The following is a 23,425-nucleotide window of genomic DNA, read 5'->3' as shown; positions in this document are numbered from 1 at the left end:
CTGAAATCATAGCGCTGTCCATAATCTTAATCATTTTTAAGCAAATTTAACAAAACTCCAATTTAAATTAGAGTTATGTTAGATGTTATTTGGATTATTAAATTGTAAAGTAGCTAATACTTCAATATTGCTCCTTCATCAGCGGATGATACCATTCTCGCGTATCTTGCTAAGTAACCTTTTTTAACTTTTGGTTCTGGTTTTTTCCATTTTGCTAATCTCTCTTTTATCTCCTCATCAGACAATTCAATGTCCAATCTCTTATTTATCATGTCTATTTTTATAATATCCCCATCTTCAACAATTGCTATTGGACCTCCTGCCATTGCCTCAGGAGAGACGTGCCCTATACAAGGCCCTCTACTACCTCCACTAAATCTTCCATCAGTAACCAAAGCGACACTGTCATCTAATCCCATTCCACATATAGCAGAGGTTGGAGCAAGCATCTCTCTCATTCCTGGCCCGCCTGCTGGTCCCTCATACCTAATAACTACAACATCCCCCCTCTCTATCTCTCCACCAAGGATTGCCTTTATTGCTTCCTCCTCACTATCAAATACCTTTGCAGGCCCCTCATGTTTATACATCTTTGGATTTACGGCTCCTATTTTAACAACTGCTCCATTTGGGGCAAGATTTCCTTTTAATATCCTTAAACCTGCTGTTTTATGAACTGGATTGTCTATTGGCCTTATTACACTGTGATCGATGTATTTAACCTCACTTATGATTTCTTTTATGGTTTTTCCACTAACAGTTAAGCAATCTTTCCTTATCTTTTCCTCCAAAACCTTCAACACTGCTGGAATACCTCCTGCCCTATGCAAGTCAATCATGAAATGCTCTCCACCAGGCCTTAAAGATGCTATGTGTGGAACTTCCTCGCTTAACCTATCAAAGTCATCCAATGTTATAAACTTAGGAGCAATTTCATTTGCAATTGCTGGGATGTGTAAGGTGGTGTTTGTTGAACCTCCCAATGCCAAATCAACCAAAATTGCATTTTCAAAGGCCTCTTTTGTTAATATATCTGTTGGTTTTATACCTTCTCTAACCAAATCAACAATTCTCATTCCACTTTTCTTTGCTATCCTTATTTTTTGGGCATCTACTGCATGAGTTGTTGCACAATATGGAAGAGAGAGCCCCATTGCCTCTGTTAAACATGCCATACTATTGGCTGTAAATAATCCTGCACAGCTTCCAGCCCCTGGACATGCACATTCTTCAATTTCCTTCAACTCCTCCTCAGTTATCTTTCCTGCACTATACTGTCCAATCCCTTCAAATACACTAATTAAATCATATTTTTTCCCTCTCAACTCACCAGGAAGCATAGGCCCTCCGGTAACAACAATAAATGGAAGTCCTGTCCTTATTGCTCCCATTATCATTCCAGGAACGATTTTGTCACATGATGGAATTAAAACAAGACCATCAAACCCATGTGCCTTTGCCATGCTTTCTACTGTATCGGCAATAATCTCTCTTGAAGGAAGGGAGTATCTCATCCCCTCATGCCCCATTGCAATACCATCACATATTGCCATTGTGTTGAATTCAAATGCTGTTCCTCCATTTGCATATATTCCCATCTTAACTGCTTCTGCAATATTTCTTAAATGTATGTGTCCAGGAACAACTTCTGTAAAACTGTTAACTACTCCAATAAAAGGCCTATCAATCTCCTCATCTGTGTATCCGCAAGCTTTTAATAAACTCCTATTTGGTGCTCTGTTTATTCCTCTTTTTAAGTTATCACTTATCACTCTATCACCAAATTAATTTGATAAAGCATAATAATTAAAAACTTTATATAGAACTTTCGCATATACATTTGAATATTTAATTATAATCACTACATTAAATATTTATATTGCAATCTTATACTATTATGTTTGAATTAACAAATAAATTTGTTTATGTTAAAAAAGAAACGTTATATATTATGAATATACTTCACTATGAATATATTCCACCTCCTGCCTTTCCAAAAACGGAAAGGTGGTATTTTATATAATAAATAACTTATTTATGGATTTCGAAGAATTCCAAGAGGTCAGAAACGGCCTCTTCGATAATAGGGGAGTTTCATAGGAGTTTAGAAAAAAATCAAATCGAATAATTACTAAAAATGCCATAATCTCTTTACGTTGAGGGTCTTTTTCATAGTTAATCCAAATATTTAAATATATTTGCGAAACCCTTATTTTGTAAAATTTACCATATCTTTATAACAGTGAATTTAAATATTTATCGATTTGATAGGAACTACTGTAAAATAACTTTAAAAAATTTTGCACACAACTATAAGCTTTAATTTTTCAAAGTCATAACGGGGGAATATGAAACGGAAGAACTATAAAAAATACAAGAGGAGGAAAAACTATAAGACATATAAGAGACGAAAAACTAGAAAAAGTGTTTTAAAGAGAATATTTGGTAAAATAAACACATTTGCATCACTAATATGCATTGGAATTTTTGTAGGAGTTTTGGGAATAATATTAATAGGAAATCATGAAAACAAAATTGAAAGTAATAATGAATACTATGGGATGAATGATAAAAATAAATATGTAATAAGCGAAATAACAAATGCTCTAAACAAAAATGAACTTCAGACAATATCTCATTTGGCTTCCCAGTTGAAAGGTAGGGATATATCAGAATCTATATGGAATATTATACTATGGGAAGAGGAAAATATAAAATATGACTACCCCGGTAAGCATCGAATAGGACCTTATGTCAAGTATCCTTCTGACACATTAGAATCATCGAAAGGAATTTGCATCGACTATGCAGTTCTAACTGCAGGATTGTTATTAGACATGGGATATGAGCCATACATAATACTGATAGATGAAAAACATGATTCCGGACATGCGTTTTGTGCCGTAAATATAAGTGGAACATTATATGCATTAGATCAGCATGCTCCAATTTATGATATCAACACACATATTCATCATTTGATGTTGAATCATACAATTTCCCCCATATTTGAAATTCATTATTTCAAATTATGGATTGAAAATGATGACATAAAATACAAGTATGGCAAACTGTATTATAACAATCCTAACAATGTTTTGACCCGATCAGATAAAGAAAAAATAAGTAAAGATATTATGAATTACTTTATTTCAAAATATCCCAATCTAAAACCCGATAAGACAATTTCTAACATGGAACATGAGAAATATCTCCCAAAAGGATATTCTTCGGGATTGTATATTTATATGCCATTTGATGCACTTTATCCAGCATTTGGAAAATATTATGGTGCGTGGTTGGATAGATGTTTCACAAAGGAAGATGAATTACGCACACCCATAAACTTTAGAAAATATAATCGAATATGGGTCAAAGTTGATAATAAAAGAATATGGGTCTATCTGGCTAAAAAATAAACTAAATATGTTTTTAGTTAAAATTATTCAAAGTCTCAACTAAGACTATTCTACCACCAACAATTTCGTAGGCGTCATAAATAATGGAAATGGCACTCTCTAATAGATAACTTCCAGTAATTTCATTCCAAAACATTTCATTTTTTCCCAATTGTCCAATTAAATAAACAGGAAACTCTGTTTTATCTTTTAAAATGCCATCTAATTTTTTCAATGTTTTCTTCGAAACATCTTCAACAATTTTTAAAATAGATAATGTTAAAGTAAAATAGCCCAAAATGTCGGTAGTTCCTTTTTTTATAACTAAATATGTTCTGCTTTTGTTTATTTCTTCAAATAAAATAGAAGAATTTTTTAGGAAATGTTCCACATCAGTGTTTATAGAGCATTTAAATGTATTGAGTAAATTTTTAACTTTTTCTTTACCATATTTGTGCAATAGAAGTTTCAAAGGGATTATAACTGCATCTTCTCCGCCCATTCAATTCCCTCTTTTAAAGCCTTTCTTGTTCTAACCCTAACATTTTCAGATATGAAAGGTTCTTTTGATGGCTTAGTTAACTCCTCTAGCACCCATTTAGCAGTTTTTTCATCTTTAATTACACAAACACCTTCTTCTAATAATGTTGCCATAATTTCACCCAATTTATTTCTTATAGATAATTATGCCTTTGTGTATAAATAAATGTTTATCTTGATAATTTCCTATTTGGATAGTGTAATTTTTAAATACTTTGAAGTATTAAAATAATAAGTATCAAAATTAAAATATAATTTAAAACTTAGATTTCTCTAATTTTTAGGGAGGTTTTATTTTGAAACCAAAATATGCATTAAGGAAGGACATGGTTGCAGAATTTACATTAAACAAATCATTTAACACTTATAGAGGTAGAGTCATAAAAGCCGATTTTAATGGGCCCTTAGAAGGAGTAGTAATGGTAAATAAAAAGGAACATGTTTATTTTTACCCATTACGTGCTTTACACATGATAAGACCCCTTAATTGCATTCCAACTAATGTAGTTCCAAAAACTTCTCTACCAACAAACCCAAAGAATGTGCATGTTAAAGAGGCACTATCTCGAATCGTTGGGAGAACATTAAAGGTCTGCTATAAAAATCCAAAGACGTCTTATCTTGGAAGATTGTTGGGCTTTACAAGGGGAGTCTTCTCTTGGACGTTAGCTTTGGAGATCCATGGAGAGACCGTTTTGTTAATTAACCCATCTTATATCTCATACTATGGTACAAAATGGATTTTACCAAAGAACAATGCCCCATTCAAACCACCGAAATTGATGAATTTAACAAAAACTACAAACTATCTAAAAAGATGTCTATTGGATGAAGTCAAACTTGAACCAAATTATCCAAGAATAAATATCGAGGATAAGGTCTATCTCTATCCTTATGGCATAGTTTCTAATGATAAGATTTTAGCAGACCATGTAGCAACATTACTCAAAGAACAGGGGTTTATTATTGACTAAAAATTAAAAAATGTATTTAATTTAACATAATAGAACAAATAAAAACCAAAATTACTATTATATTTCTATTTTACTTTTGAATCTACAAAAAAGCCCATAGAGTTTTTTATTTAATCTTGTAAGATTTTATTTTATCTATTTTTTAATTTAAAAATCAGAAATTTTCAAAAATTTAATTAAAATATCAGAAAATTCCCATCTATTTTAGCACCGAATAGTTTATATATGAGAAATCTTTATTTAATTTGAAATTGGTTAATTATAATCATTTATAACATTGCATAAATTAGATAATAAAGAAATTATCGGAGGTGTCTGCCCTGAACACAGATTTAAGTTGTATTCATGCTCCTTTTAGGGTTCCAAACACTGTTTCATTGGTTGCGGGTAGTGCAGAAGGTAAAACACCATTAAACGCTTTTGATAATGCATTATTGAAAGCGGGTATTGGAAACTTAAACTTAATTAGGATCAGTAGTATCATGCCCCCAAAAGCTGAAATCGTCCCCCTCCCAAAAATCCCAATGGGCTCATTAGTTCCTACTGCTTATGGGTATATAATAAGTGATGTCAAAGGAGAAACAATCGCAGCAGCAATTAGTGTGGCAATTCCAAAAGATAAGGAATTATGTGGATTAATTATGGAATATGAAGGTAAATGTAGCAAAAAAGAGGCAGAAAAAACAGTCAGGGAAATGGCAAAAATTGGTTTTGAGGAAAGAGGATGGGAAATTGATAAAATCGTATCTATTGCAACAGAACATACCGTTGAAAACATAGGATGCGCTTTCGCTGCTGCGGCGTTGTGGTATAAATAAATTTAAACTTAATTAACTATATTTTCCCCAAAATCTTTAAAAATTATTGCCAAAATATAATAAATATTAAAAAACTTAATAAATTAAACATTAAAATTAAAAATAATTAAAAATTATTGAGATAAATGCAATAAAAAACTAAAAGGGGGTGATTATGTGAGATATTTGGGAAAGCACCTCATATTAGAATTATGGGGTTGTGACCCAAAGGCCTTAGATGATCAAGAAGGTATAGAAAAGATGCTCGTAGATAGTGTTAACGCCTGCGGAGCTACATTAATTTGTATAAAAACACACAAATTTTCCCCCCAAGGTGTTACAGGAGTTGCTGTTTTAGCAGAGAGCCATATAAGCATTCACACATGGCCAGAGTTAGGTTATGCAGCAATAGATGTATTTACATGTGGAAGTCATGTTGAGCCAGCGAATGCATTAAAACCAATAAGGGAGTTTTTAAAACCCAAGCACTTAGAAGTTTTAGATGTTAAAAGAGGAATAATCTTAGAGGAGGGAAAGTGAAATGAAATGTCAGTTGTGGTTCTCTGAGTACCACACAAAAAACTTTGCTTTATCTTTGAGAGTTAAAGACGTTCTTTTCACAGGAAAGTCAAAATACCAAGAGATTCAAATCTTAGATACTTACGATTTTGGTAAGGTATTAATTTTAGATAACACATTCCAAACAACCGAAAGAGATGAATTTATCTACCATGAGTTAATATCTCACCCAGCACTATTCACTCACCCAAACCCAAAGAAAGTTTTGGTCATTGGTGGAGGAGACGGAGGAACTGTGAGAGAAGTTGTAAAACATGAAAGTGTGGAAAGAGTCGATTTTGTTGAACTTGACGAGATGGTATTAGAACTCTGCAAAAAATACATGCCATCACTCAGTTGTGAGATGGACAATGAGAAAGTTAACATAATTATTGGAGACGGAATTAAGTATGTTGCAGAGTGCGATGAAAAATATGATGTAATTATTGTTGATTGTCCAGATCCAGTTGGGCCAGCAGTTGGATTGTTTGAGAAAGAATTTTACAAAAATGTATTTAAATGCTTAAATGATGACGGAATAATGACACAGCAAACAGAGAGTCCGCTCTACAACTTGGACTTAATTAAAAAGATATACACTTACTTAAAAGATGCTGGATTCAGTATTGTTAAGCCTTACGTATGCTCTATCCCAACATACCCAAGTGGGTTCTGGTGTTTTACATTAGCATCAAAGAAATATGACCCATTGGATGTTGATGAAAACAAAATAAAAGAAAAATTGAAAAACATACCTACAAAATACTACGATGAAGAAGTTCACAAAGGAGTGTTCTTATCATCTCCAAAATTCTTAAAAGATGAGTTGAAAAAATAAAAATGGCTTTTTTGACTTTATTTACTCATCAATATTTCCACAATTCTTTTTCCACTTTTTCCGTCTCCAAATGGGTTTTTCCAATCTCTTTTTTTGTTTAGCATTAGTTCAACAGCGTTAATAATTTTATTTTTATCATCCCCAACTAAAATATTGCTTCCAACTTCTAATGTCTCAGGCCTTTCTGTATTGTCTCTCAAAGTTATGCATGGGACTTTTAAAATGCAAGATTCTTCTTGAACTCCCCCACTATCTGTTAAAATTAACTCTGCATTTTTCTCCAATATTAAAAACTCCAAATAACCGATTGGCTCAATAATTTTTATTTTTTTGTTGCTTTTTAGTTTATCAAATAAATTAAACTCCTTCAACCTCTTCTCAGTTCTTGGATGGATTGGGAAAACAATATTTTTATCATAAATTTCTGTTATTTTTGTTATTGCGTCTATTATATTTTTTAATCTTTCTTTATTGTCAACATTCTCTGCTCTATGAAGGGTCAATAAAAAATAGCCTTCTTCATTGGAGATGTTCTTAAAAAACTCCTTTATATGCTCATTTTTTTCTGCAATCTTTAAATTCTGCAAAGTGGCATCTACTATCGTATTTCCAACAACAAAAATTCTATTTTCTTCAATTCCTTCCTTTAATAAATTATTTTTTGCCTTTTCTGTTGGAGCAAAGAGGTAATCGCTTATATGATCAGTTAAAACCCTATTTATTTCCTCTGGCATATTTTTATCATAACTCCTCAAACCAGCCTCAACATGAGCAACTTTTATCTTTAATTTTGATGCCGCCAAAGCTCCTGCCAAAACAGTATTCGTATCCCCTTGAACAATAACAACATCTGGTCGCTCTTTTAAAAGAACCTTCTCAATCTTAATAAGCATCCTTCCCGTTTGCTCCCCATGTGTTCCAGAACCAACGCCTAAATTATATTTTGGGTTCGGTAGATTTAGTTCTTGAAAAAATATCCTATCCATATTCTCCGAATAATGCTGGTTAGTATGGATAAGACTCCAATCCAAATTCCTCCCTTCCAATTCCCTAATGATTGGTGAGAGTTTTATAATCTCTGGTCTTGTTCCTAAGATTATTGAAAGTTTCATTTTATCCCTCATATTCCTTGGTTAAAACTTCCCTTATTTTCTTTGCTGTTTTTTCACCAATTCCTTCAACTTCCATAAGCTCATCTTCCTTTGCTGTAAAGACTCTCTCAACGGTCTTGAAGTGCTTTAATAAATTCTCTGCCAATTGTGGTCCAACATCTGGCAAACTTTCCACTATAAACCTCTGCTGCTCTTTTAGAGACATTGCTGTTTTTCCATATCTTACATAAACCCCTCTTTTCTCTTTTATTTGTTCCTTTTCAGCCAATTTTATTAATATATCAACGGTCTCTTCTATATTTTCTGTGAATATAATTGGAATCCCAAAGTCCAAAATTATTGATAATATTGCTCCCTTTATGGCATTTTCATGCAGTCGGAAAAAGTTTTTACCCTCCACAATTAGGATTGGTTTTTGATATTTTCTCAAATCCTTCAATTGCATAAACAATCTTTTATCTATTATTGAATTTACAAAATCCTCTGCCGTCTTTCTCTCCACTGCAACCCTATCACTTATTATGTAATCCCCAACTTCCAATACCTTAAACTCCACTTTTGCCTTATCTGCTAACAACCTTCCAACGTGCCTCTCCCTAACATCCACAATAATCTTTATTTTTTTAGCTCCTTCTACTTTTATCTTTTCTATTTCTTTTTCTTTCTCATCATCTACTTTTTCTAATAGGGTTTTTTCCTTTGTTTCTTTTGCTTTTATTTTGAGGAGTTCTAATATATCTGGATATATGCTCTTTTTGGTATCTTTTTCTGTTTCATTTTCTTCTTTTTTCACTTCTTTTGTTTCATTTACTTCTTTTGTTTGGATATTTTCTTCTATTTTTTCTTTTAATTGTTCCTCCCTTGTTTCTTCTAATGTTTCTTTCCTCTCCTTCAATTTCTTATTTAATATCTTCTGCATGTTTTTTAAAATTCTCTTCATGTTTTTTTCCTTAGCAATTGCAGATCTATAGTAGATTTCATCCACTGTGCCTTTTGCTATTAAAATTATCACTATTCCCCCTTCCCCCCTTGCAGCCCTTCCCCTTCTCTGAATAAATCTAATCTCCGACGGAACTGGCTCATAGAATATCACATAATTCACAGCAGATATATCAATTCCTTCCTCAGAGACACTTGTTGAAACCAAAACATTTCCATTCTTTTTAAATTCCTCCAATGCCTTAATTTGCTCTTTTTGGGACATTCCTTTTCCTTCTCTATTAGATTGTCCAACGAATCTTATTGCTTTTATTCCCCTTTCATTTAACAACCTTACAATCTTATCAACTGTATCCCTATATTGGGCAAAAACTATAATCTTCTCATCCCTATTTTTCTTTAAAATTTCTTCAACAATTTCTACCAATTTATCAAATTTTGGGTGTTCTATATCTAATTGCCTTAAATTATTCACCACCTTTATGATTCTTTCATCATTAACAATGGATTTTGCTGATTTTGTTCTTTGGTTGCTTAGTCGCTCTATGTAATTTAAAAAAACTCCCCTTCCCTGAGTCTCTAAAACCTCCAATGCATGGAAGAGTTTTAATGCCTCTGACGCAATCCTTAAAAGTTCATACTTCTCGTCCCCATCCAATGCAAAAATTTCCTTTTGAAGTTCGATAAGTTCTGTTTTTGTCAAATTGATTGAATTTATAACGCCAGATTCCTTTAAAACTTTTAACCTCTCCTTTAAAGCATCTTTAATTAATTTTAAACTCTCCTCAAATTCTTTTGGTAGAGGAACTCTTTTTGGGATTATCCTAACTTTTGCAATATATGGTTTTACGTCCTCATCATCCTCCGTCCTTATTTCAACATGCTCAATTCCTAAATTTTCACAGACCTCCAAAATTCTATCCATATCAGAACCAGGAGATGCAGTTAATCCTAAAACGTGAACCTTCCCTTTAAATTTATTTGCTACAAAGGTATATGAGTGGTTTCCTGTAGTGTGATGGGCTTCATCGGCAATGAGCAAAACAAAATCATCCACATTCAATCTGCCTGCAATTAAGTCATTCTCCACAATTTGCGGTGTAGCAATGAATATCTTCCCCTCTTTCCAAAGTTCCTCTCTTTTGTTTGGCGGTGTTTTTCCAGTTAAGACAATTATTTTATCTTCATCAATATTCAGGAAATTCCTCATGCTGTTGTAATGTTGCTCAACTAATGGTCTTGATGGGGCAATTATGAGAACTTTCCCATCCTTCTTTGATAAAATTCCTGCTATTGTTAATGCTGCTATCGCTGTCTTCCCCAATCCTGTCCCCAACACACACAATGTATTCTTTTTTAATGCACTCGCTACAATAACTTGCTGATAAATTCTTGCCTCAATAGTATTTGGTTTTATTAATGGATGGGTTATATACATAAATATCTCCCTTGATTCTACTTAATGTTACATTTATGTATGGTTGTTCGCGTTAATAATTGGTTATAACCACCAATAAATTTAAAGGTGGAATATAGTTGTGTGCAGAATTAATATACGGCAAAACCTATGGGTTTTATCATTTAATTTTTAAACTTATTTATACGTTAATGAATTTCCAAATAATTGTTATCATTCATTAAAATTTGAAATAATACATTAAACCTTAGAAATTTACCAACGATATATTTCCAAATTATACGGCAAAATCCCTTGGATTTTGCCAAAAAGTTTTTAGCGCACACGACTATAAATCCTGCATTGACATCAGAATGGAATATAATATAACATTAAATAACCGTAGTTCCCGTCAAACATAAAAGGAATGCACTTAGCAGTATCTATTAGGTTCTTTAATAGCATATATTAAATTTAAATTTTCTAATTTTGCTTTCTTGCTTCTATATGGAACCTTTAAAAAAGATTTCATCCAAAGGGATGCACTGCTTCGCTTCGCCCAGCAGTACTACTTAACTTTTTTAATATCGTTATTAATTTTTCTAATTATCTTTTCTTGCTCCTTACGAACGAAGTGAGTAAGTCGTAAAAATTCCGAAGGAATTTTGAGATTATAAAGGGGTTTTTGTAGATTTTAATTTTTCTTTTCCCATTATCATTTGGTTGGTGGATTTTGGTATTAGAAAATTGGGAAAAAATATTACTAATTTTTTCAAATTAAAATTGAGATTTTTGGAATATTTTAGTTGTTTATTGGTATTTATATTGTTTTAAGTTCGGATTGGTTTTAAAGCTAGCCCATTATAACAAGGATGGAAACATAGAGTTATTCTTCATTTTCTTCTTCTGGCTTAACCCTTGCAACTGTTATATATCCAGTATGCCCAATCATCCTTGTTGATGGCCTAACTCCTTTTTCACTAATTTCTATCTCTCTAACAAGACATTCATAAGTGTGGATGTCAAAAAACCCATGTTCCTTCAAAGCTTCAACCGTCTTTTTTGCCTGCTCTATGTATGGAACATAAGTAGCTATCCTCCCTCTTGCTTTATTTAGAGCTTTTTTTGCATGTGGAACAACATTCCAAGGATCTGGTAAATCCAAGACAATAACATCCACATCCTTCTCTTCGATACCTTTAGTTACATCCCCTATCTTTTGAATAACATTGTATAAGCCTTCTTCTTCCTCCGAATTTTCATCTTCATCTACATCTCTTTCATCCAACCCAATAATTTTTTGATTCTTCCTTACTAACCCAGCAATTTCTAAATTCTTTCTTGCAACCTTTGCAAATTCGGGTCTTTTTTCGTAGGTTATGACTTTTCCAGTTTTACCAACAGCGTTGGCAAGGTATATGGTTAAAGCACCAGAGCCAGTACCTGCCTCAACAACGGTCTCCCCCTCACGAATACCTAAATGGGTGATGATAAGTCCAATATCTTTTGGAAGTAAAGTTGTTACTGTCCTCTTCATTTTTTTAACGATATCGTAAATCGTGGGCTCAACCAAATAAAATTCATGCCCTTTATGGGATTTTACAATAACACCTTCCTTTTTTCCCTTTAAATCCACTACACCCAAATCGTTTCCAAACCTCTCTAATTTTTTGTCTATTAGATATTTCTTCCCTCTTTCATCAACAAGCATCTTTTTTTTCATCATCATTTCACCTTCTCTTTCAATTGTTAAAAATAGTACTCTAACAATATTCTTAAAAATTTTAAAAATTGTTTAAAATTTTCTTCCAAATCTACAATGTTTTCTTAGAAAAGTCTATCAAAAATGACTCACTTATTTTATATAATCTAAGAGTGTTTTTACTTTCTTATTTTCTTTTTTATTTTCTTCCAATATTCTCTTTGCTGTCTTCCAACTTTTTCTCGCAATTTTTGGGAGTTCCCCAAACTCCTCCACATATTTCTTTAAGAAATTTATTGTTTTTGGATCTGATGGATAGCCACTACCGATCTCTCCATATTCTTTCTTATAGCTTTCAATTATTTCATCCCTCGTAACTTTTGCAATGATTGATGCAGCTGAGACAATTGGATATTTTTCATCCGCCTTATGCTCTGCTATTATTTTAGGACTTTTATCAATCATCTTAGCCCTTAGCTGGTTTGCGAAGGCCTTTGCATTACTACTACATGCATCTACGTATATTTCAAAATTTCCCTCAATTTCTTTTAAAAATCCATTTGCTATCTTTGAGAATGCATTTAACTCAATCTTATTTAAACTCTTAGTTTTCATTAATTCGTCTAATTTTTCAGGTTCAATTATTATTGTCTTTACTTTTCCCATCTCCCCTATTAATTGGAATAATTTTTTCCTTTGGTTCTTTGTTAATTGTTTGCTGTCCTTTACACCCAAATCTTCAAGTTCTTTAATTTTATCTTCTTCAACTGCAACACCTGCAACCACCATAGGCCCCAAAACAGGTCCCCTTCCAGCTTCATCTATGCCTATTATAATTTTTTTATCTTCCATTTTACCATACCAACCATCATTAATTTTTTAGTTATTTTATAGTCGTATGCGTTAGAAGGGTTTTTTGGCAAAACTGAAAGTTTTGCCGTATGTCTTTTGGCAAAATCCAAGGGATTTTGCCGTATATCTTTTGGCAAAACCTTTAGGTTCTGCCGTATAATTTGGAATATGGCATTGGTAAATTTTTAAGGGTTAATGTGTTATTTTAAATTTTAATGAATGCATAACAATTATTTGGAAATTTATTAACGTATAAATATAATGGCAAAACTCTGAGTTTTGCCGTATATATTTCGCACACGACTATAGTTTTTGCCTTATTTTAATATATGCCTATTCGCAAAATTTTTATATTTTATTGTAATTTGATTATTTATGTTTCATTCTTTTTTGTATCTTTCTTAAGCGAACCAAAGTTTTATATATAATTTTGTTTATTAGTGGATTAGTAAGTGTAAAAAATTAATCAAAACAAGTAAAATTTTAATGAAATTTTTTCTAAGAATTTTGTTTAGCTACTAAAAATTAAACAAAGGGTGATATGATGGCAGGAACAAAGCAAGTAAACTTGGGTTCATTGAAAAAGGGGCAGTACATCATGATAGATGGAGTTCCATGTGAAATTGTAGATATAAGCGTATCAAAACCAGGAAAACACGGAGGAGCAAAGGCAAGAGTTACAGCAATCGGTATCTTTGAACCAATTAAAAAAGAATACGTAGGACCTACAGCATCAAAAGTAGAAGTTCCAATTATTGACAAAAGAAAAGGTCAAGTTTTAGCATTGATGGGGGATTTAGTCCAAATTATGGACTTGGAAACATACGAAACAATAGAACTTCCAATTCCAGAAGATATGGAAGGTTTAGAACCTGGTGCTGAAGTAGAATACATCGAAGCTGTTGGAAGATACAAAATAACAAGAGTTGTAGGAGGCAAATAATTCTTATTTTGTCTTTATATTTTTATTATTTTGATTTATTCTTAAAATTTTAACTAAAATTTTAACTTTGTATTTTTGAATATTTATCTATACCTAACACTTATGATAAATTTTAAAATTAATAATAAAAATTGTGCAATTAAAGATTTAGGGATAATATGCTTATTGTAGATGTGAATCATGGGGCGTTGGATTTAGCAAGAGAATATATTGAATTGGGATACAGCGTTGATGTTTGGGATATATACGGGAAGTTGGAAAAAGATAAAGATTTTGCAAAAAACTATAAAGACATAATTTCGAAAGTAAAAATCATAAAAAAGGATGAAAATATCAACTTTGATAACTATGATAAGATTATTGCTCCAATTCACTGTCCTATTGAAGATGATTTTATCTCATTCCATGATGCAGTATCAGAAATTGTGAAGGAAAAATATGGCAACATACACAAAAAATTTATTGAAGTTACTGGAGTTAAAGGAAAGACAACAACAACAGAAATGATAAACTTTATTTTGAAGGATGATTATGAGGTTTTTTTACACAACAGCAATAAAGGTTCAATAGCCCCAACTTCAATATTAAATGTCCTTAGAGAGTGCAATGTTGACGATATTGACTACTTTATCTTTGAGGTTTCACTTGGAATAACATCATGTGGATACGGAGTCATTACAAATATCGTTGAGAACTACCCAATAGCAAAAGGCAAAAGAAACGCCCTAATAGCAAAGATATCTACCCTAAAAAATGCAGATAAAAAATACATCAACATGAAAATTTTAGAAGAATATGGTTTAAAATTAAATTTGGAAAATTTGTTTGTTATAGATACAAATAAAGAAATAATATCTAAATATCCGTTGAAGTATAAATTTGACGACTATATTGTTGAGTTTAATAAAAATGTCTTTGGCATGCATCTTGTGGAAAATTCAATCTTTGCCATAAAGGTTTGTGAGAATTTTATTAATACTGAGGATATAATTGAAAAAATAAAGAACTTCAGAATAAACAGTAGGATGAGTGTAGAAAAAATAAAAAATAGATATATTGTCAAGAATATAAATCCCGGACTTGATGTTAAGGCAATTGATTATGCAATAAAGGATTTTTTAGAGGTTTTTGGAGTTAAGCAAAATCCTTCAGAACCCCACATTAAAGATGTAGTTATTATTGGCGGTGATTTTGGTATAACCTGCGAGGAAATAGATGTTAAAAGATTGGCTAAGGTTATAGAAAAATATAATGCAAACTTTATATTTGTTGGAGATATTGGAAAAGAATTGAAAAAAAATTTAGACAAATATCCATTCTATTCTAAAATAGATTTGGATGAATTAGATGGGAACGTTTTAGTTATAATCAGGAGTGCTATCTCTTAAACTATCTCTTAAAAAGTATAGTCGTTTGCGGAATTCTTTGCATTATAGTCGTGTGCATTAAAAATTGAAATATACTTTTTGGCAAATTTTTTAAGATTAAGTGTATTATTTTAATTTTTTGGCAAAACCTAAAAGGTTTTGCCGTATATTTTAAGGAAGAATAAGAGTTATTTAAAAATTCATTAATGTTATGTATAGTTTAAAAATCCACTGCAACCTTCGGTTGCAGGGAAGTTGAATAACCTACGGTTATTCAACTATTCCGCACACGACTATATTCAACCACGACAAATTTTTGAAAGAACATAAAATTATTATGCAAAATTTCAAAATAAATTATGCCTTTATAATTTCATTGAAGATTGTAGTCATTTGTAACGCAAACGACTATAATCATACCTATAAATCCCACCAATTTTTTCTATTTTCTCCTTTATTAACCCACAAAATACCAACTTATGCAATTCAGAGAAAAACTCACTCTCTGTCATCCCATGCTCTTTTGCTATTGATAAAAATGTCCCCCTACCTTTAATAATCTCATACTCTTCAATAATCTCCAACAGAGTACTCTTAACAGGGATATCTTTTATGAATTCTTTTAGAAGATCTCTTTTACATATTTCTAATTTTTCTTTTATCTCCTTTAACTTATCTGGTGGAGCATAAACACCAACATCCCACAATCTAATTTCAGAAGGTTTTAGACTTTTTGCAAGTGGGGAAACTTCATCTAACCTATATCTCTTATCATCTATGATAATTGTAACGCTATGTTCTTCCATTTTTGGGTAATCTGGGATATCTAAGAATACACTTGTGCCCAAATACTCTGATAGTTCTTTTTCAAGATTTCTCACATCTTCCTCATCCATCGATATTAAAACCCATCTTTCTCTTGGAGTTAAGTCAGTGTATTTGTATGTTATTATTTTTTTGAATAATCTCCTCTCATCAATCATTTTCATTAATTTATTCTCCTCTCCCTCGCTATTTCTCAATGTGTAAATTAAATCAATGTCATCCATATATGCTAAATCATTTATGCCAAATAATTTGTCCTCCAACGCATACATTACGGCCCTTTTTAGCATAGTGTCTGCAATCCTTGATGTTGGGTGCATATAAACGGTTGGATACATTTGATGCCTTGCAATTAAGAGGGATTCGACGGCATGAATTCCTTTCTCCAAAATTCCAATTCTCAATTTTCCCATCTCTTCATAAGTTACGATACTTCTCATAATCCTCGGCAAATCAATAAGCCCATAAGCAACCCCTGTATGATAGCTATCCCTCAGCAAATAATCCATCCTATCGGCATCAACATCCCCACTAATTATCTTTCCTTCAAGCCCCTTTTTGTTTAACACATCAATAATTTCTTTATGAGAATAATTCTCAAACTCCATTTTTTTAATCTTCGCCTTAGCCACTTGCTCATGGTCGTATCCACAAATTTCTAATGTATGAGAAAATGGAGGATGCCCTATATCATGTAATAACGCAGTTATTCTTGTTAATTCTACATCAGCATTTAATTTCTCCGCAATTTCACCAGCAATATACATAGTGCCAAGAGAATGTTCAAACCTCGTATGATTTGCACTTGGATATACCAAATACGTTAATCCCGTTTGTTTTATATTTCTTAACCTTTGAAGGTCTATAGTATCAACTAACTTAATTTCTTCATGGCTTAATGGAATATCCTTGTGAATTGGATCCCTAATGACCTTTTTGTTGTTGCTAACAATCATGTATGTGAATATATAATTAATGACTATATAAACATTTTTTGTATTAATAGATTTCAATGTATTGATTTAATGATAGATAAAAAATAAAATTAGAATTTAAAAAGAGTTTTTATAGTTTTAGATAAAAAGGTTTGGAATATTGGTAGTGTTAAATTTTCTGTTTATTTACTTCTCTTAAATTCTTATCTAATTTTCTACTTTTTAGATTACTTCTCTGTTGTCATCTTTTTTCTTTTCTTTATATGTAACTGCTGTAGTTCTTCCATATTCTTTTGCTAATTTTTCATACAACTCCATATCTTCTTTACTTACTGATGGTTTGATTTTCTTCAATGCCTCTTCAAAGTGTCTCATCTCAACTTTCTCTGCGTTTATGTTTTCTCTCAATGCCAACATTGCTGCTTCTCTACAAACTGCTTCAATATCGGCCCCAGTGTAGCCCTCTGTTTTCTCTGCTAATTTCTCTAAGTCAACATCATCTGCAAGTGGCATTTTTCTTGTGTGGACTTTGAATATAGCTAACCTTGCTTTCTTATCTGGTGCTGGAACGAGGACGATTCTGTCCAATCTTCCAGGTCTAAGTAATGCTGGGTCAAGGATATCTGGTCTGTTTGTTGCCGCTATGACAACAACGTCTTTAGGCTCCTCTAACCCATCCAATTCAGTTAACAATTGGTTAACGACTTTTTCAGTTACACCACTATCATGTCCAGAACCCCTTCTTGGAGCAATACTGTCAATTTCATCGAAGAATATGATACATGGTGCTGTTTGTCTTGCTTTTCTAAATATTTCCCTAATTGCTTTCTCTGATTCCCCAACCCACTTACTGAATATCTCTGGACCTTTGACACTTATGAAGTTTGCTTCACTTTCATTTGCTACTGCCTTAGCAAGTAATGTTTTACCAGTTCCTGGTGGACCAAAGAGGAGAACTCCTCTTGGTGGTCTGATACCCATTCTTTCAAATACATCTCTGTGCTTTAATGGCCATTCAACGGCTTCCCTAAGCTCTTGTTTAACGTCCTCTAATCCCCCAATATCATCCCATTTAACATTTGGAACCTCAACTAAAACTTCCCTTAATGCTGATGGTTCTACTTCCTTCAATGCCTCCTTGAAGTCATCCATTGTTACCTCTATACTATCAAGAACCTCTTTTGGAATTTCATCTTTATCCAAGTCAAGGTCTGGCAAGATTCTTCTCAATGTTTTCATTGCAGCCTCTTTACATAAAGCTGCTAAATCAGCCCCAACAAATCCATGTGTTACGTCTGCAAGGTAATCTAAGTCAACATCTTTTGCAAGTGGCATGTTTCTTGTGTGTATTTGTAATATCTCTTTTCTTGCATTTCTGTCTGGGACTCCAATGACAATCTCTCTATCAAATCTTCCTGGTCTTCTCAATGCTGGGTCTAATGCATCTGGCCTGTTTGTTGCTGCTATAACAACAACTTGTCCTCTGCTTTCAAGTCCATCCATCAATGTTAAGAGTTGGGCTACCATTCTTCTTTCTACTTCACCAGTAGCTTCATCCCTCTTTGGTGCAATTGCATCAATTTCATCAATGAATATAACTGATGGAGCATTTTCTTCTGCTTCTTGGAATATCTTTCTTAAGTTCTCTTCTGTCTCCCCAACATACTTACTCAATATCTCTGGACCGTTTATTGAATAGAAGTTAGCCCCTGCCTCATTTGCTACTGCCTTAGCAAGTAATGTCTTACCAGTTCCTGGTGGACCAGCAAGGAGAACACCTTTTGGTGGCTCAATACCTAACCTCTCGAATAATTCAGGATGTCTCATTGGAAGTTCTACCATTTCTCTAATTTTTCTAACTTCTTCTTTTAAACCACCAATATCCTCATAAGTTACACTTGGAACTTTACTCTCTTTAATTTCTTTTACAGGTTCTTCTTTCAACTCAATTGTTGTAAATTCTGTTATTCTTACTGGTCCTTGTGGGGAGGTATTTACTACAATAAATGGAAATGCTGTTCCTAAAACACCTATAACTACCCTTGAACCTTTACCAACGACTTGTCCCAATAATCTGCTTTTGACATACTCTTCAAATCCACCACTAAACCTAACTGGTTGCATTGGAGCAAGCACTACTTTCTTAGCTTCTCTAACCTCAACTTTTCTTACTTTAACTTTATCTCCAATACCTGCCTTAGCATTCTGCCTTAAAAGACCATCAATCCTTATAATACCCTTCCCCTGGTCTTCCAAATAGCCCCTATATACAATAGCATATGCTTTACCTTTACCTTCTATCTCAATAACGTCTCCCGGCTTTAAGCCAAGTTCTTCCATTGTTAATGGATCAATTCTCGCTATACCCTTACCTACATCTCCCTGATATGCCTCAGCAACAATTAATTCTTTTACAGTCATAATCTCCCTCCAGATTATTTTTGAATTTATTTATACTTTATTTACATCATGATATTAATTTAATATTATACAATACTTTAATAATTATATCCAGATTATTTGTCAGTAATTTTTAAGATGTTATAATATACCGTTGATGTTCTATATAAATTTTTCGGTTTTGTGTATTATTGATACACAACTAACAACATTCATAATGACATCCCCATAACATACATGATGAACTTTGATTTTAGCACCTCCCCTCCCCATTCAAATACTCACCATATGGAACCAATAATATCTTGAAAAACCACAATTTCTACATCTAACAATAAGTTTTGATTCAGTTACTAAAATATCCTGAACGCTATCTTTTTTACAGTTGTAGCAAGTTACTTCCTTTTTTAGATCCCAAATATCATATTTAGATTTTTTATTCCTTTCAAGTTCTAAAATATTTTCTTCTTCAATAGCAACTCTCCTTATTAGATAGTATCTTGTTGCCCCACAGTTAGAACATTTAACAAAGGCCTGATTGGTATATATCTCAATTATCTGGTCGGCATGCCTTTGGCAATGGTAACATTTAGTTGGGTAATTTAAGACCCATCTTTCAACACCAGTCATAACATCTCCTCCTCTAATATAAATTTATATCAATTTTAAGTATTTAAAAATTTCTAAAGAAAAATTATAGGTATGGTTATCTCCCAAAATAACAATGATAACCAACCAAAAAATAAAAAATGAAGGTTAGAAAATACTTCGAAAATAAAAAAGTAAGATATAGATTATTTTAGATTTAAATGGTTTATTATTGCATTTTTCATGACCTCAATGTTTGGCTTTTCATTTGTCCAAATCTCAAATGCAATAGCTCCTTGGTAAATCAACATACCCAATCCATTTATTGCTTTTGCACCGGCTTTTTTTGCTTCCTTTAAAAGAACGGTCTCTAATGGGTTATAAATCAAATCCATAACAACCATATCTTTGTGCATTTGCTCTGCCTTCACAATCGGCTTAACGTCAACATTTGGATACATGCCTATTGGTGTAGCATTTATTATTATGTCAATTCCATCCAAATTTGCATCTAATCCTGAATATTTAACCTCTTCCTCAGTTTTGTTTAATTTTTCCCTTATCTCCTCTGCAAGATTTTTTGCCTTTTCTACGGTTCTATTTGCAATTATTATGTTGTTGTTCTTTGCAAGTTCAAATGCAACTGCCCTTGCAGCCCCTCCAGCCCCGTAGATGATAATGTTCTTATTTTCAACTTTTTTTCCAATTTCTTCCTCTAATGCCATTCTTGCTCCTAAACCATCTGTATTATAACCAACTGCCTTGTTATTCTCTATTTTTATGGTATTTACTGCCCCTATTAATTTGGCATTTTCATCTATTTCATCCAGATACTTCATAATTTCAATTTTATGGGGAATGGTAACGTTAAATCCAACAATACCCATCGCTTTAGCTCCATCAATAACATACTTTAAATTTTCTGGCAACACATCAAAAGCTAAATAAACATAATTTAGATTTTTATCCCTAAATGCTGCATTGTGCATTATTGGTGAAAAGGAATGTTCTACAGGATGCCCCAACAATCCAATAAGTTTTGTCTTTGCATTTATCATAGATACCCCCAAATTTTTTTATGATATATTCAATTTCCAAAATAATTAAATATTAAATTTTGATTAGGTTGCTATTTTTTGGTTTTAAAAAACAAAAAATAGAAATATTAAATATTGATAATCATGCATTGGAATTTGAGATGCATATAAAAATTATTTTACTTAAATCTCACTTATCAAATCTCTTATTGCTTTTTCAACATCTTTCGCCTTGACTACACCAGATGCAAGTAAAACTCCATCTGTTCCAAGTTCCAATGCTGCTTTTACATCACTTCCAGTTGATATTCCAGCTCCACAAAGAATTTTGACATCCTTGTTTATTTTTCTAACTTCTTTAACTGTTCCTTCAACAATCTCTGGGTTTGCTTTGGAAACAGGAATTCCAGTTCCAATTAATTCTGGTGGTTCTATGGCAATGTAAGTTGGATTTAATGCTGCAACGGCTTTTGATACATTTATGTTGTTGGTGCAAACAATGGTCTCAAGTTCCAAACTCTTTGCAATTTCTATGGCTTTATCAATGTCTGATAAGAGCATATTTCTTTCTGAATGGTTTAACAAAGTCCCTTTAACACCACAATCCTTAATAGCCTCTGCCAACACATGTCCTGTATGGCTTCCAGGTGTTATGGCATCAATGTGCTGAGCGTATACAGGAATATTTACATTCTCAGCAACTATTCTTAAATCTACAAATTGAGGAGCAACACCAATTGTTATGCCGCTCTCCTCTGAAACCTTCTCAGCAATTTTTGCTATCTCTAATCCCCTCTTCCCTATACTTTCTTTGTATGTTTTGTAGTTGATGATTATAACTGGTTTCATCATTTCACCGAGGTGATATTTTTGGAAAAAGTTGTTGTAGAGATAAATGGATATTTTGTTGGCTTTATATTTAAAGATGATGTGTTAATTAGAAACACTATCCCACTATCCAGAGATGAGATCAGCAGGTTCTTTGGTTGGGGGAAGGTATCAAATAAAAAACATCACATAAAAATGGCAGAATACATTCTAAAATTATATTTTGGGGAAATGTTAGATAGAGAAGTTAGGGAATTAATAAATTATAGTTTGGATGTCTCTCCATTCACAAAAAAAGTTTTAGAGGTTGTTAAAGATATCCCATATGGGAAAGTTAGGACTTATGGAGAAATTGCAAGAGAATTAAACACATCTCCAAGGGCTGTCGGAGGAGCTATGAACAAAAATCCACTCCCATTAATCATCCCATGCCATAGAGTTGTTGGAAAAAATAATATTGGTGGATATAGCTATGGAATAAGGCATAAAATAAATATTTTGAAGAATGAAGGTATTATTTATCAGTAATAAACAATCATAAAGTACATTTGGGACTCAACATATTGAAATTGGAGTATCTTTTCCCTGCTAAAAATTTTTATTTTTTAGTTTTTTAGTTTATTATGAATTATTTTTTTTTGATTTTTTGGAAAATCAATGTTGAATGTTCTGTAAACTATTAATTTTAAAAAAATTAATGATTTTTGTCACTTTTTGTGTTCTATTTTTTGCCTTGATAATATGAGTTTTGAATATAGAAAAAATTTAAATGTGTCTTTATCCATACCTTAACGCAAACACTTAATATACATAATTTATCAACTCAAAAAGGTGAGACAAATGTTGTTAGAAGAGACATTAAAATCATGCCCAACTGTGAAAAGAGGTGACTATGAATACTTCATCCACCCAATATCTGACGGTGTTCCTATTGTAAACCCAAAATTATTGAGAGAGGTTGCCACACGGATTATAAAAGAGGTCGATTTTGAAAATATTGATAAAATAGTCACTGCAGAGGCGATGGGGATTCCATTAGTAACAACACTGTCTTTGTATACTGACGTTCCTTATGTAATTATGAGAAAGAGAGAATACAAATTAAAAGGGGAAATTCCCGTTCATCAAGAAACAGGATACAGCAAAGGGCAACTCTATCTAAATGGAATTGAAAAAGGAGATAGAGTTTTGATAGTTGATGATGTTATATCAACTGGAGGTACAATGATTGCAATAATAAATGCATTAAAAAAAGCGGGGGCAGAGATAAAGGATATAGTATGTGTTATCGAAAGAGGGGAAGGAAAGAAAATTGTTGAAGAAAAAACAGGATACAAAATTAAAACATTGGTTAAATTGGATGTTAAGGATGGAAAGGTCGTAATTTTATAATGAA

At 32.4% G+C, this 23,425-nt stretch carries 21 protein-coding genes and 1 pseudogene; 10 read left to right on the top strand and 12 right to left on the bottom strand.

The features are described from left to right. Nucleotides 1-113: 113 nt before the first annotated feature. Nucleotides 114-1,772, bottom strand: coding sequence for a dihydroxy-acid dehydratase (gene ilvD, locus METIG_RS01870; protein WP_013798546.1), 1,659 nt, complete (start codon nt 1,770-1,772; stop codon nt 114-116). Nucleotides 1,773-1,986: 214 nt separating this feature from the next. Here ilvD and METIG_RS09785 point away from each other — a divergent pair. Further along, nucleotides 1,987-2,113, top strand: a pseudogene (locus METIG_RS09785) (IS701 family transposase); the annotation flags it as partial. Between the two features lie 235 nt (nt 2,114-2,348). Continuing rightward, complete coding sequence (locus tag METIG_RS01865) at nt 2,349-3,419, top strand: transglutaminase-like domain-containing protein (protein WP_013798545.1); 1,071 nt, start codon at nt 2,349-2,351, stop codon at nt 3,417-3,419. A gap of 13 nt (nt 3,420-3,432) precedes the next feature. On the opposite strand, the gene METIG_RS01860 is transcribed toward METIG_RS01865, so the two are convergent. Together METIG_RS01860 and METIG_RS09500 are read right to left on the bottom strand one after the other, a co-directional pair. Beyond that, nucleotides 3,433-3,900: a hypothetical protein gene (locus tag METIG_RS01860; RefSeq protein WP_013798544.1), complete on the bottom strand. Its 468-nt coding sequence runs from the start codon at nt 3,898-3,900 to the stop codon at nt 3,433-3,435. Next, nucleotides 3,876-4,052 carry a hypothetical protein gene (locus METIG_RS09500; RefSeq protein ID WP_013798543.1) on the bottom strand — a complete coding sequence of 59 codons (177 nt, stop codon included), beginning with the start codon at nt 4,050-4,052 and terminating at the stop codon, nt 3,876-3,878. Before METIG_RS09500 ends, METIG_RS01860 begins: the two co-directional genes overlap by 25 nt. 182 nt (nt 4,053-4,234) lie before the next feature. On the opposite strand from METIG_RS09500, the gene METIG_RS01855 reads away from it, so the two are divergent. The 4 genes from METIG_RS01855 to speE all read left to right on the top strand — a co-directional run bounded on the left by METIG_RS01855 (nt 4,235) and on the right by speE (nt 7,105). Further along, nucleotides 4,235-4,912 carry a hypothetical protein gene (locus tag METIG_RS01855; RefSeq protein WP_013798542.1) on the top strand — a complete coding sequence of 226 codons (678 nt, stop codon included), beginning with the start codon at nt 4,235-4,237 and terminating at the stop codon, nt 4,910-4,912. 320 nt (nt 4,913-5,232) lie between these two features. Then, complete coding sequence (locus METIG_RS01850) at nt 5,233-5,730, top strand: pyruvoyl-dependent arginine decarboxylase (RefSeq protein WP_048055640.1); 498 nt, start codon at nt 5,233-5,235, stop codon at nt 5,728-5,730. A gap of 156 nt (nt 5,731-5,886) precedes the next feature. After that, nucleotides 5,887-6,249, top strand: coding sequence for an adenosylmethionine decarboxylase (speD, locus tag METIG_RS01845; protein ID WP_013798540.1), 363 nt, complete (start codon nt 5,887-5,889; stop codon nt 6,247-6,249). A gap of 1 nt (nt 6,250) precedes the next feature. Then, nucleotides 6,251-7,105, top strand: coding sequence for a spermidine synthase (gene speE / locus METIG_RS01840; RefSeq protein ID WP_013798539.1), 855 nt, complete (start codon nt 6,251-6,253; stop codon nt 7,103-7,105). 17 nt (nt 7,106-7,122) lie between these two features. Here speE and wecB read toward each other — a convergent pair whose 3' ends face one another. From wecB to rnhB, 4 genes are all read right to left on the bottom strand, one after another. Next, nucleotides 7,123-8,217: a non-hydrolyzing UDP-N-acetylglucosamine 2-epimerase gene (gene wecB, locus METIG_RS01835; RefSeq protein WP_013798538.1), complete on the bottom strand. Its 1,095-nt coding sequence runs from the start codon at nt 8,215-8,217 to the stop codon at nt 7,123-7,125. 1 nt (nt 8,218) lies between these two features. Beyond that, complete coding sequence (locus METIG_RS01830; RefSeq protein ID WP_013798537.1) at nt 8,219-10,594, bottom strand: DEAD/DEAH box helicase; 2,376 nt, start codon at nt 10,592-10,594, stop codon at nt 8,219-8,221. An 844-nt stretch (nt 10,595-11,438) separates the two neighbouring features. After that, nucleotides 11,439-12,278, bottom strand: a complete 840-nt coding sequence (locus METIG_RS01825) for a tRNA (adenine-N1)-methyltransferase (RefSeq protein ID WP_048055488.1) — start codon at nt 12,276-12,278, stop codon at nt 11,439-11,441. 129 nt (nt 12,279-12,407) lie between these two features. Further along, nucleotides 12,408-13,106, bottom strand: a complete 699-nt coding sequence (gene rnhB / locus METIG_RS01820) for a ribonuclease HII (RefSeq protein ID WP_013798535.1) — start codon at nt 13,104-13,106, stop codon at nt 12,408-12,410. A 544-nt stretch (nt 13,107-13,650) separates the two neighbouring features. On the opposite strand from rnhB, the gene METIG_RS01815 reads away from it, so the two are divergent. Further along, nucleotides 13,651-14,049, top strand: a complete 399-nt coding sequence (locus tag METIG_RS01815) for a translation initiation factor IF-5A (RefSeq protein WP_048055487.1) — start codon at nt 13,651-13,653, stop codon at nt 14,047-14,049. Nucleotides 14,050-14,207: 158 nt separating this feature from the next. Further along, a complete protein-coding gene (cfbE, locus tag METIG_RS01810) occupies nt 14,208-15,437 on the top strand; it encodes a coenzyme F430 synthase (RefSeq protein WP_013798533.1) in 1,230 nt (409 codons plus the stop codon). Nucleotides 15,438-15,805: 368 nt separating this feature from the next. On the opposite strand, the gene METIG_RS01805 is transcribed toward cfbE, so the two are convergent. From METIG_RS01805 to tpiA, 5 genes are all read right to left on the bottom strand, one after another. After that, nucleotides 15,806-17,197: an HD domain-containing protein gene (locus tag METIG_RS01805; RefSeq protein ID WP_013798532.1), complete on the bottom strand. Its 1,392-nt coding sequence runs from the start codon at nt 17,195-17,197 to the stop codon at nt 15,806-15,808. Nucleotides 17,198-17,398: 201 nt separating this feature from the next. Then, nucleotides 17,399-19,597 carry a CDC48 family AAA ATPase gene (locus METIG_RS01800; RefSeq protein ID WP_013798531.1) on the bottom strand — a complete coding sequence of 733 codons (2,199 nt, stop codon included), beginning with the start codon at nt 19,595-19,597 and terminating at the stop codon, nt 17,399-17,401. Nucleotides 19,598-19,849: 252 nt separating this feature from the next. Beyond that, nucleotides 19,850-20,206, bottom strand: a complete 357-nt coding sequence (locus tag METIG_RS01795; RefSeq protein ID WP_013798530.1) for a hypothetical protein — start codon at nt 20,204-20,206, stop codon at nt 19,850-19,852. Between the two features lie 164 nt (nt 20,207-20,370). Further along, complete coding sequence (gene aroE / locus METIG_RS01790) at nt 20,371-21,222, bottom strand: shikimate dehydrogenase (RefSeq protein WP_013798529.1); 852 nt, start codon at nt 21,220-21,222, stop codon at nt 20,371-20,373. 162 nt (nt 21,223-21,384) lie between these two features. Beyond that, nucleotides 21,385-22,050 (bottom strand): triose-phosphate isomerase, encoded by a 666-nt coding sequence (gene tpiA / locus METIG_RS01785; RefSeq protein ID WP_013798528.1) that lies wholly within the window; start codon nt 22,048-22,050, stop codon nt 21,385-21,387. 21 nt (nt 22,051-22,071) lie between these two features. Here tpiA and METIG_RS01780 point away from each other — a divergent pair, with 21 nt between their 5' ends. Both METIG_RS01780 and hpt read left to right on the top strand, forming a co-directional pair. Further along, nucleotides 22,072-22,557, top strand: a complete 486-nt coding sequence (locus METIG_RS01780; protein WP_013798527.1) for an MGMT family protein — start codon at nt 22,072-22,074, stop codon at nt 22,555-22,557. Between the two features lie 312 nt (nt 22,558-22,869). After that, the gene (hpt, locus tag METIG_RS01775; RefSeq protein WP_013798526.1) at nt 22,870-23,421 is read left to right on the top strand and encodes a hypoxanthine/guanine phosphoribosyltransferase; all 552 of its coding nucleotides are present in this window, start codon (nt 22,870-22,872) and stop codon (nt 23,419-23,421) included. Nucleotides 23,422-23,425: the final 4 nt, after the last annotated feature.

Source organism: Methanotorris igneus Kol 5 (assembly GCF_000214415.1).
GTDB classification, from domain to species: domain Archaea; phylum AGJL01; class Methanococci; order Methanococcales; family Methanococcaceae; genus Methanotorris; species Methanotorris igneus.
The sequence above is the reverse complement of the archived record's forward strand: the minus strand, read 5'-3'. Positions and strand labels throughout refer to the sequence as shown.